The 10,894-nt window shown below is 37.4% G+C and carries 8 protein-coding genes; 1 reads left to right on the top strand and 7 read right to left on the bottom strand.

Going from position 1 to position 10,894, the window contains the following annotated elements; all coding sequences use genetic code 11:
* Positions 1 to 22: 22 nt before the first annotated feature.
* Positions 23 to 1,480: a capsule assembly Wzi family protein gene (locus FTU65_RS07335; protein WP_180066555.1), complete on the top strand. Its 1,458-nt coding sequence runs from the start codon at positions 23 to 25 to the stop codon at positions 1,478 to 1,480.
* A 103-nt stretch (positions 1,481 to 1,583) separates the two neighbouring features.
* Here the strand turns inward: FTU65_RS07335 and FTU65_RS07330 are convergent, their stop codons facing one another.
* The 7 genes from FTU65_RS07330 to FTU65_RS07305 all read right to left on the bottom strand — a co-directional run bounded on the left by FTU65_RS07330 (position 1,584) and on the right by FTU65_RS07305 (position 10,757).
* The gene (locus FTU65_RS07330) at positions 1,584 to 2,954 is read right to left on the bottom strand and encodes a phosphomannomutase CpsG (RefSeq protein WP_180066552.1); all 1,371 of its coding nucleotides are present in this window, start codon (positions 2,952 to 2,954) and stop codon (positions 1,584 to 1,586) included.
* Positions 2,955 to 3,042: 88 nt separating this feature from the next.
* Positions 3,043 to 4,638, bottom strand: coding sequence for a Tn7-like element transposition protein TnsE (locus FTU65_RS07325; RefSeq protein WP_026056512.1), 1,596 nt, complete (start codon positions 4,636 to 4,638; stop codon positions 3,043 to 3,045).
* An 8-nt stretch (positions 4,639 to 4,646) separates the two neighbouring features.
* Positions 4,647 to 6,173 carry a TnsD family Tn7-like transposition protein gene (locus tag FTU65_RS07320; RefSeq protein WP_180066550.1) on the bottom strand — a complete coding sequence of 509 codons (1,527 nt, stop codon included), beginning with the start codon at positions 6,171 to 6,173 and terminating at the stop codon, positions 4,647 to 4,649.
* Positions 6,174 to 6,198: 25 nt separating this feature from the next.
* On the bottom strand, positions 6,199 to 6,909 hold the full coding sequence (locus FTU65_RS16305; protein ID WP_257222965.1) for a hypothetical protein: 711 nt from the start codon (positions 6,907 to 6,909) through the stop codon (positions 6,199 to 6,201).
* Positions 6,879 to 7,850 carry an ATP-binding protein gene (locus tag FTU65_RS16300; RefSeq protein WP_257222964.1) on the bottom strand — a complete coding sequence of 324 codons (972 nt, stop codon included), beginning with the start codon at positions 7,848 to 7,850 and terminating at the stop codon, positions 6,879 to 6,881. The genes FTU65_RS16305 and FTU65_RS16300 overlap by 31 nt, the downstream gene beginning before the upstream one ends.
* Positions 7,847 to 9,967, bottom strand: a complete 2,121-nt coding sequence (locus FTU65_RS07310) for a Mu transposase C-terminal domain-containing protein (protein ID WP_180003572.1) — start codon at positions 9,965 to 9,967, stop codon at positions 7,847 to 7,849. Before FTU65_RS07310 ends, FTU65_RS16300 begins: the two co-directional genes overlap by 4 nt.
* The gene (locus tag FTU65_RS07305; RefSeq protein WP_180003570.1) at positions 9,954 to 10,757 is read right to left on the bottom strand and encodes a TnsA endonuclease C-terminal domain-containing protein; all 804 of its coding nucleotides are present in this window, start codon (positions 10,755 to 10,757) and stop codon (positions 9,954 to 9,956) included. The genes FTU65_RS07310 and FTU65_RS07305 overlap by 14 nt, the downstream gene beginning before the upstream one ends.
* Positions 10,758 to 10,894: the final 137 nt, after the last annotated feature.

Raw genomic sequence — 10,894 nt, 5'->3', positions numbered from 1 at the left:
GATAAATTGACTGAAATAATATATGAAATATCAAACCCTTAGAGTTCTATCGCTTGCGATTTTTTCTTCTCTAGCTCTGCCGGTTTACGCTCAAGGGATCATTTTGAATAATAATGATCTACGTACAGATCTAAATTGGCTAAACCAACAAGGTGTGATCCAAATCAGTACCTCGACTTGGCCATTGAGTGGTGAAGAAATTCAGCGTGCATTATCTACTGCGAAAATTGAAAATAATGCTCAGCAGAAAGTTGTCAATTCGGTTATGGCAAATTTAGAAGCAGAAAATACCTCTATTAAGCTGGCTTTATTTGCTGAAACAGATCCACAAAATATCCCGCAAAAATTTGCAGATGAGCAAAAATCGCAATATCAAGCGGCACTTGAATTGAATGCAGGTGGAACGCAGTGGGATGCAAGACTGCGAGTCAATGCTGAAAAAGATCCAATCATTGACCATGGACATGATGTCAATTTAGAAGGTTCTTATATTGCAGGAAAATTGTGGAATCAATGGTTGATTGCGGGACAAATCCCAACCTATTGGGGACCTGGACATGAAGGAAGCCTAATCCGTGGTGATGCAAGCCGCCCAGTTTATGGTTTGACCATGCAGCGTGCTGAACAACAGGCCTTTGAAACAAAGTGGCTGTCATGGATTGGACCTTGGCAATATCAAGCTTTTGCTGGCCGATTAGATGATTATAAAGCCGTTCCTGATACGAATTTATTAGGCCTACGCTTAACTGCACAGCCATTACCTTATCTTGAGCTCGGTGCCTCAAGAACTTTTCAAATTGATGGTCAAGGGCAACCAGGTAGCTTAAAAGCATATTGGAATGCTTTTGTTGGGAAAGATAATGGATGTAATGATGGAGTATGTGTTGGTGAAGACAATGCATCGAATCAAATAGCAGGTTTTGATGCGCGCTTGAATCTGAATCATTTTACAGACATCCCTATGAGTATGTATGCTCAATATGTGGGTGAGGATGAGGCAGGACTTCTACCTTCTAAGAAAATGTATTTGGCTGGAGTTGATTATTCCTCTCAACTGAATAGCATGCCTTATCAAATTTATGCAGAGTGGGCAGATACACGAACCAATGGTGATGCACTTGGTATTTCTTACGATCATCATATATATACAGATGGCTATTACCAACACGGCTTCCCGTTAGGGCATACCATGGGTGGGGATGGTCAAATGCTAAGTCTCGGTGGAGACATTCGCTTTGATGTTATGAATCGCTTAAATGGTCGAGTAATGATGGCCAAAGTGAATCAGTCAAATTCAATAAATAATCATGCATTTGCGCAAAAAGATGAAATTAAAGCTTTAGATCTTACTTGGACACATTACTTAAAACCAAATGCGCCATTGAAGCTGAATGGATGGGTGAGTGATTCTGATGTCTATGGTCAAGATGCGGGAGTGTCTATCGGAGTCGAAATTCCATTGGATCGTTCATTATTTTAATCAGTTGTCAGCTTAAATAGAATTTCTTTCTAGTTGAGCTAAGAAAAAAACCATTCAACTTAATGAATAAGTTGAATGGTTTTTTATTAGCATGCAGAAAAATTTACCCTTGAATCAACTGCGTTAATTCATCGACATAATCTTGCATTGGTTTTGGATTTTGGTCTTTTCGGCTTTCAATATTTAAGCGTAAAAGTGGTTCAGTATTCGATGCTCGAACATTGAGACGCCATGCACCAAAATTCAGACTGACACCATCCGTTTCATCAATTGCAGGATGTTGATCGGCAAAGTGATCAAAAATCTTTTGAATGGTGGCTTGAGTATCCGCAACTTTAAAATTGATTTCACCCGAACAAGGGAACTTTTCAATCATACCTTCAACCAGTGAAGACAATGTTTGCTGGGTTTCTGAGAGTACAGAAATTGCCAATAACCAAGGAATCATACCGCTATCACAATAAGAGAAATCACGGAAGTAATGATGTGCTGACATTTCACCGCCATACACTGCATTGTGCTCACGCATTTTTTCTTTAATGTATGAATGCCCTGATTTAGACTGAATCGCTTCACCTTGGTATTGTTCAATGACATCAAAGGTATTCCAAACCAGACGAGGGTCATGCACAATTTTTTCACCAGCTTGCTTGAGTAAAAATGCTTGAGCTAAGAGTCCAACAATATAATAGCCTTCAATAAATTGACCTTTCTCATCAAACAGGAAACAGCGGTCAAAGTCACCATCCCAAGCAATGCCCATATCCGCAGCATGTTCAAGCACTGCATTTTGAGTACTGTCACGATTTTCAACTAAAATTGGGTTGGGAATACCATTCGGGAAAGTACCATCGGCATCATTGTGAATTTTGACAAATTCAACAGGCATATTGAGCTGTTTAAATTTTGCTTCAATGGCATCAACCACATGACCAGCCGCGCCATTGCCTGCATTCATGACCAATTTAAGTGGGCGAATTTTGGCAGGATCAATATAAGACATTAAATGATCAATATATTCAGGAAGAATATTGTATTTTTCAGTTTTGCCTTTAGTGATAACTTCATTAAAGTTGCCTGATTCAGCCAATAAGCGAATTTCTTTTAACCCTGAATCGGCTCCAATCGGACGTGCATTTTCGCGGACCAATTTCATGCCGTTATAGTCCATCGGGTTGTGGCTTGCCGTGATTTCGATCCCACCTTGAACATCTAGATGAAAGGCACCGAAATAGACTTCTTCAGTCCCCGTCATACCTAAATCTAATACATCAACACCCGCATCATTCAGACCTTTGATGGTGGCTTGTTTTAAATCTTCACTGCTGAGACGGATGTCGCAGCCCACAACCACTGTTTTAGGTTGATAAATTTGCCCATAGGCACGGCCAATTTTATAAGCAATCTCTTCATTGAGTTCTGTACCAAGTTTGCCGCGAATGTCATAGGCTTTAAAACAAGTAAGTTGTGTCATCTAAATTCTCGAAATAATTCCTGCGAAGTAAGGAAGGTATGATTATAGAAGGAAAATCGCTCCTATATGCCAAGATACTGTTTAACCTTTATATTGATTTTGCTTTTGCTAAGATCCGTTGAGCCCAGTCAACATAATAATTTACATCGTCTAGTTGTTCCTTTTTTGAAGGATGATTAATTGTAGTAAAGGCGGTAATACCTCTTACTTCAGATATAAACTTTTTAGGCCAACTGAGTGATTGAGAAAGTATTGAATTGTTTAATTTTTCGAAATCTATCTCAATTAATAATTGAGTTTTTTCTTCATATCGGAGTAATAGTGTAGAGATGTTCTTTTTTCCATCTGATGTATCAATTTCACATAGATAGAATTGTTCATCATTTTTTGTGTTTATAATTCTATAGACATAAAAGTATCGTAGTTGATTGGCGTTAGAAAACTTGTGGCCTCGGAAACGTTTATATTTTTTAAACGGTGAATTCTTAATTTCTTTGATTTCATATCCTTTTTGTTCAATTTTGTCCAATACCTTAATCAAGTCTTTATGAGTGACTCGCTCTAGTTGAATATCTGATTCTGTTGTAACTCCAGGCAGAGTACCCTCTATATCTCCTTCTCCGCCAGCAAATCCTTCTTCTTGATTTTGGTCTTTATCCATCTGCTTTCGTCTTTGCCGTATGGTAGTTTCGGAAGGGGGCGTCTCTAAAGAAATTTTTAATTCTTCTATCGTATAAATTTTTCCTGGGAGGTTTCTTAGTTTGGCTATTAGTTTATCGATATCTGCATCAGCTTTTTGATTTAATTTTTCTCTAGGTGGACATGTTGGTGTTGACTGCTTGGGATTTTGTCCTTGAGCATTTTTTATTTGTTGTATAATCTTTTTTGAAGTGAAATGAAATTGAATAGGGCGGTTGATAGCTGTATCAAGATTTTTGAAAGACGTGATGCGCTCAATTCTGTAAATACCTGTTTTTTTATTAAAAATACCCTCTACTGTTAGGTTAATATTTTTGATATTAGGAGCTTCCATATCAAAATTAAAGCTTTTAACACCTTTTTGATCAACAATTGTTTTTTGATAAATACTAAGGAAGGCCTTATTTAAGTCCGGCTGTAATAAAATTAAAGCTAGCTTCTTTAAAAAATGAGGATCAGAGATATCAGCTCTCATAATTTTTTTGTTTTGCGCAATATTAATATGTATAGCATTTTCATCATTCATATCCACTAAAATATCTGTTGAATAATTTTCTGCAAAAAGTGCTGCACGTAAAAGATAGGGGTGTGAAAAAAATAGATCCCGAGCAAGAATAAGCTTAGGTAAAAGAATTGTCATATTTTTCTTTAATATGGGTGAATCATAATTAAACTCAAAGTATAACTGACCGTTATGCGTTTTTTGATAATTGTTCTTGGATAAATCTAAAACGTTGAGCGCTGAAAAATCCACTGATTTCAGGGTGTGGTTAAATAATTTCTGTGGATCAGGATTGGCAATTGGAGTTTTATGGTAATAAAGAAGAATACTTTCAATTGGCAATTTAAGATGAATATACCGTTTAATAAGAGGGTTAAATAAACAAGTATCAATATCAAACCGAGTTTGACCATGTCGACTAATTTTTTTCGCAGTATAATAAATCATATCTTTCGGTAAATATTCGATCAGACAATCACTCATTTTTAATTTCACCCCCAAATACTATTAAAAAATCTACGAGCTTCTGGCGTTAATCGTTCAGGGCTTAATCCGGATAGTCGAAGAAAAACACTCGGTGGATAGAACTGATTTTCAGTGTATTGGCGAATAAATGTTCGTGTCAGACGACGTATTTGATAACAATCCACCGACTCAGCGTAGCGCTCCAAAAATGCTTTGGTCAACGGCAGAAAATGCCAGTTTTTTTCAATTAGGCTGACATGCCCAAGTTGTTTAATTAAAAACTTTTTGGTCCATTGTGGGGAGTCTAAGTCTTCTAATAATTCATCACGTATTTTAATCAATTGTTTCATAAACTGACGATCCCGAATACTCCAATCGACACGTGGTTTGGGTAGAGAGAGTGGTGTCATGATAGCGGTTTGATTGATTTGTAACAGCCAATCTTTATGATTGCGATATAAACGTGCGTACAGTGCACCATCATGTTTACGAGCTAGTTTGACTGACATATCCTGAATCAATTGTATCCATTTCAGTTGATCATCTGACAGGACTTGGTAAGTCTTGTGTTTTACAGTGACAGGAATGGCTTGTTCCTCTATACCTACTGTCGCTAGATCCAAATACTGTTGGTATGTATAAATAGGACTTTGTTCGGGAACAAGTGCCTTTAATACGATGAGATGCTCAAGATAAGAAAATGCTTTACGATGTTTTCTACAGATATTCTTGAGCCAGCAGTTCTCAGAGCTCAGATCACCTAATTGATAATATTGAAGAAAACTTTCGCCCCAATAATCGACAACAAGCTGACGGACTTTTTCGTAATTGATATTTTTTTGACCTGACAGTAAGTCTCTGTCTTTCAATAGATTGAAGTAGGCATTTGATAAAATCGAAACATCTTGTACTGCATTATGGCTAGATTGAATAAGTAGATCCTCGATTATTTTTGCTAACTCTAGATGACGCTTTAAGTCTTGTGAATTAATAAAAAGTTGTGAGGAGTCAATAAGGACATTTAAATGAGCATTATAAAATCTTCGGTCTAGCCCATTGCAAGGAACAGAGCTGACAAAAAGGGCAGATTCATGCTTTATGCAATATTCATATCCTGTAATCTGCCAGCTACGTTTCCAATACACTTCACCATATTGTTCCATCTGTTCTTGCCAACAATGCGGACAGAACCGAAAAAAATTCACAGATTTGATTCGCGACGCATTTTTTCCCAACTTGGTATGTAATGATTGATACTGTTCACCCTGTAATACATGTACAGCATAACGCATCACTGTATCAGGTTGAAATGGTTGATAAATTGGTAATAAGGTGTGGTGGTTGATTAAATAGAGTGCATCATAGCAATCGGGTAAATAACTAGCCAATTTTCCTATATGAGATGGTAAATCGTAAGTTGGCGTCAAATTTCTATTATTGAATAATTCTTCAGTAAGGTATTTGGGACTTAAAATTCCATTGTGAATAGCATAACGTGCAATCACACTGTAAATTAACTCATCTGGATATGGTATTGGAAAATTTGAAATCATAATACACTTACTCTCTATTTTTTGTTTAATGCAACACAGGAGAGGTGGGATCAAACAAATAGTGAGATGATTTTAATAGCTCATAAACATCTACTTCCTTTTCTTGTGCTTGACTGAAAAAATTCCGTAAGTCATTGGCTTCAGTGCTCTTCCATTCTTCTGCTTTCATGACTTTGCGTGATGTTCTTGGTTTTCTTACCGAAGTTGTGGTCTGAGGCTGGTCCAATTTATCTTTTGCTACAGAGCCGTCTAATACTTCCAGAATATGCTGGAGTAGTACCTGTAAGTTCTCGTTTGGATATTTTTTTAATGCAGAAGTGACATGCAGATCTATTGTAGCAGCGGGGTGACCTAAGGCCGTTAGCATACCTATAAGTGTGGAATAATGTGGTCCTAGATCTTTACGCTGTATTTCCGTTTTTAATGCAGCTTTTAAACGGTGTTGTTCAACATATTCCTCAATTTGAACTTGAGGGATAGTTAAGTCAGAATACCGTGCAATACGTGTGGGGTTGCCTGAGCGGAGTGCATCCAAAATATCGTGGACTGGCTGTAATTGTTCTTCGTAGACTTTTTTAAAAAGTTCAGATGTAATTTTTTCCAGACCAATGGTGATTGCATGAATCTGCACCAAGCAGAACAGTTTAACCACTAAATCTGGAATGCCCTGCGTATAATAATACCAAGTGTTTCTTAATTCATCGGTCAGTTCAGCTTGTTGGTGAAAGCATACCATTCAGAAATGATCATTTGATCAGGGGTGCTAGGATCGGGAGTGGGTACTTCATTGCGCATAGGTTCCCAGATTAAAGAGCCTAATCCCGCACTGCGTCTAGCTGATCTTAAGTCTTCTTGCAGAATTTCATTGGCTTTGGGTGTCCCAATCATCACAATTGGAATGGATGCCACATTCACAAGGGTGACAAAGAAATTAAGAATGATTTCAGCCCCGCCAGATTTTTTTGTATTCAAATGCTGGATTTCATCAATGATTAAAAGTCCAATTGAATAATTATTTGCGATAATTTTCATCTGCTGCAGCATGGCATTCACATTTAAGCGACTTCTGGTGAAACGATGCTCGAAGTTCGTATCTCCTAATGCTAAATCTACTGCTCTAAAAAAGTTTGAGCATAAGTTTTTTAAAGAGCTGTCATGCGGACAATCAATTTTAAGGTAAACAATTTGTTTTAATCCCAGCTCTCTATGTTCAATCACTTGCGGGTAATAACGCAAAATTTTGTTCATTGTCGTTGTTTTACCGCTTCCCGAACATCCTATAATTGACATGCTAGTTGCAGTCGACTCTGGAGGTGCATAGCGGTAACAGCTTTCATTTGATGGTTCTAGTTGCTGAAAAGCAGCGTGTAAATGTCGATGTCTATCACCATTAGTGATGTTTCTACTCACATAACCTTGCCGAATCATAATAGAAATTTTTTGCTCAAGGGATAGATGTTTGGTCAGTGGTTGAAAAAAATCATGAGGCAACTGAGCAATCAGATGGATTCTTTCTGGTTGGGGTAAGAAACGCTGTTCTGGAATAAATTTCAGTTTCCCTCGTAGGTGTTTAATGACCGATTTTGTGTCAAGGATAGGCGGTAATTGAGTAATGAGAGGATTATCCCCATAGATATCTTCTATCGATGTGTTGACCGCGAGTTCATTATTATTCATTCTTCATCGTCCTCTTCAAATAATTGTCTCATTAAGTCTGGTTGACTGGTCAAATCCAGATTGCTGCTGTGAGATGGGGGTGTTGGAGTATTGTCTTGGTTGGAATGGATAGTCCGGATAGAATTGACGGACCTATTTTGGAGATGTTCCTCACGTTCCACCTGAATTGCTTCTTGTTTGTTCTGACGAATATCCCGAGTACGTTGTGCTTTAGAAAGTTGGTGAACTCCTGCTTGAGCCTGCCGGCTCTGTGCTGTGTGGATGATTTTGTCAGTAAAATCCTGTAATTCACTAATGGCTACAGACTTTAGTTGTGAATGTTGTTTTTCAACAGTTTTGATTGCTTTTTGAATTTGTTCAGCTTCCCACCAGGTCAGATGCTGATATTGACGTGAGGCATCACTTAAGTGCGCTTCCCAGTATTCCAACTTATTTTCATCAAAGAAAACATAAATGGTATTTACTGAGTATGGGTCAAAACCAATCCGCAACTTTTTCGGGCGGGATTTGGTCGTGTTACGAATAAACCAGCCTTGTTGATGCATTTCCAGACATTGATAGAGTAAGCCTTTGACTTTAAGTCCCTTGTCACTTAAGGAGGCGTCGGTCCTAGGTAACAAGCCAACATATAGTGATTTGTTATCCACTTGTCTTAACATCCCAGTACGGTGCTGTAGACCCCACTGCCAGAGCTTAAGGGGGATAGAAGGCAGGTCAGTCGGCATATCGGCACTACGATCGTATTTCGTCAAAATATCAAAATTATTGCGTAACAAGACGCAGCTTAAGATGATTTTTCTGAACTCTTCCAGAGTTAGACAAGCTTCTAGTCGATAATCATGTCCGCCTTTCTTTTTTTCCTTGAATCCAGAAACAACACCAATATTCTCGTAGGATTTAAAGCGTGACTGAATGATTCCAAAAGCCCTCTCCACAATACCTTTGGCATCGCTTCGATACGGTGGCGCATTTTCAATACGAACAGAAAAGTTTTTTTCAAGAAGTTCAATTTGATAGCCAATTAGTTCACCGCGGTCTGCAAGTATGGCACCAGGTAAACCATAAATAGGCCAGTCTTCTGGTTGTATTTGCAAGCCATAACTCTGACAGAATGTCACTTTATCTTGGATTGCAACGCTGAGGCATTGTATAGCTGTGTTAAATGAACTGTTTTCCATACCGACATAAAGTCCAGTAATCATCCTGCTGAATACATCGATAACAATATATACGGTAGGTCGGCCAATAATCTGTGATGGATCTCGTGATGATACTAGATAGATGTCAGCGACTGTTGAATCTATCTCATAACGTGCACCAGGACCATTTGCTTGCTTGGTCGCTGTTGAAGTCAGAGGTTTGTGATCTTTCAGGGTTTTCTGATTCTTCAGAATTTCCTTGGAATTGTTCTTATTTCTATATCGCGTATTATAAAAGTAGTAGAATTGAGCATACGTTGGAATATCTCCAGCTTGCACTTGATGAAAGTGCTTGGAAAATAAATTTTTAAACCGAAGATAAGTTTCGTTAATGGATTGTTTTTTGACAGGAACTAAATACTCTTCGATGGCTTTCTTAAAATATAATTCAACCTGTTCAGTAACATTCTTACCTTCATTTGATTCATAGATGCGTGGTCTGCCAATTTTTTTATCACCTATCGTTCTTTTTTGGCCTTTTCCACCTGAGTTTTCATAGTCCGGTACCAAAGCATTTATCGTTTGACCACGCTGCCAGTAGCGTCTTAGGAGTCGTAGAATTTTATTAATTGATACTTCTTTCTCTAGATGTAGAGTTTTAATTTTTGCAGTCCTGATTTTTGCATTGATAAGAACTTGTTCATCATTAATTAAATCTTGAATAATTAAAAAGTTTTCATCTCTTTTTTTGAGTTGAATAGAATCTTCACTCAAGTTTAATCGTTTTAAGTATTCATAAGGATCTTGCGCTGGTATCAGGCTTTGATCATCTGAGAGAGTTTGAAGTTCCTTAGACAAAATGAGTTCAGGAAAAGCATTTTTATTATCAATCGCAATCCATACCGTATACTGCGGTAAGAATTTGAGTATTCGGTATTGTGTTGAATTCAAGATGTAAACTGAATTAATTAGTTGCATGGACTGTATTCTCATTCTGGAGCAAATTACTTGCATGAATATCAGAGAGTTTAAGCTCCAAGTACGAAATTTCTAGATTAAATTGAAGTATTCGCAGTGCAAATAATTTTCTAAACAATGCGAGCGTCGCTCCGATACCCATTTTTTGAGTTTGGTCAAAATGCTTACAAAATTGGATTAATGAGCTTTGAGGGTACTGGCTAATTTCTTCCATAAAATAAACTGCTAGATCGATCATGTGATTTGTTATTTCAAGGTCATTTTTTTCTACATACAACCATTTAATGTTCTCTAGTACCGTAGCAGGAATGTCTTTTTCAGTAATCAACTTGAACGGCGTATTGTGCTCTTCTTCCCAGTAGCGACGTTTAATTTCTAATGACTCAATAACATGAGCTTTATTCAGATCTTTGCTGTAAAGAGTGTCAAGGGCTATAGAAAACTTACCAAAATCAACTAAAAAATCTGAAGATAGGGTAAAAGGTATATAGTCAATCGACACTTTTTTCATTCGGAAACGAGAACAGATGGAGTTAAGATCATAGATATCCAAAGGATAATGCTCGCGAATATCTGTAACGTTCTGATTCCAGTCAAGCAGTAAAAAGGTAGATAGCTCTAGATCAGAAAATAAGTGATGAAGACGTTTACTGACACGGCCTTGTACTCTGTGAGAGCGACCAATTGAACTGAAGTTTTGAACAGTTTTACAAGGTTTATAATCGCGTCCATGGCCCTGGCCATACCCTTCTGTTACTAGTTCTTCATAGTTTTTTATAATTTTTGCCATACAGAAGACCTGTGGGTTTTGGTGGATAATTAATCATATCTGAAGCGGGTTAATTTTGTATTTAGCAAAAACATACAAACTTAAATATATTTATATACAAACAAAATTTTATAATTTTTATTTAATTATTTATTTAA

This window comes from Acinetobacter sp. YH12129, assembly GCF_013418685.1.
GTDB lineage: Bacteria > Pseudomonadota > Gammaproteobacteria > Pseudomonadales > Moraxellaceae > Acinetobacter > Acinetobacter amyesii.
The sequence above is the reverse complement of the archived record's forward strand: the minus strand, read 5'-3'. Positions and strand labels throughout refer to the sequence as shown.

What these genes read in the sequence shown, in the direction of transcription:
- FTU65_RS07335 (WP_180066555.1), top strand. Translation starts at nt 23, where the DNA reads ATGAAATATCAAACCCTTAGAGTTCTATCGCTTGCGATTTTTTCTTCT.
- FTU65_RS07330 (WP_180066552.1), bottom strand. Translation starts at nt 2,954, where the DNA reads ATGACACAACTTACTTGTTTTAAAGCCTATGACATTCGCGGCAAACTT.
- FTU65_RS07325 (WP_026056512.1), bottom strand. Translation starts at nt 4,638, where the DNA reads ATGAGTGATTGTCTGATCGAATATTTACCGAAAGATATGATTTATTAT.
- FTU65_RS07320 (WP_180066550.1), bottom strand. Translation starts at nt 6,173, where the DNA reads ATGATTTCAAATTTTCCAATACCATATCCAGATGAGTTAATTTACAGT.
- FTU65_RS16305 (WP_257222965.1), bottom strand. Translation starts at nt 6,909, where the DNA reads ATGGTATGCTTTCACCAACAAGCTGAACTGACCGATGAATTAAGAAAC.
- FTU65_RS16300 (WP_257222964.1), bottom strand. Translation starts at nt 7,850, where the DNA reads ATGAATAATAATGAACTCGCGGTCAACACATCGATAGAAGATATCTAT.
- FTU65_RS07310 (WP_180003572.1), bottom strand. Translation starts at nt 9,967, where the DNA reads ATGCAACTAATTAATTCAGTTTACATCTTGAATTCAACACAATACCGA.
- FTU65_RS07305 (WP_180003570.1), bottom strand. Translation starts at nt 10,757, where the DNA reads ATGGCAAAAATTATAAAAAACTATGAAGAACTAGTAACAGAAGGGTAT.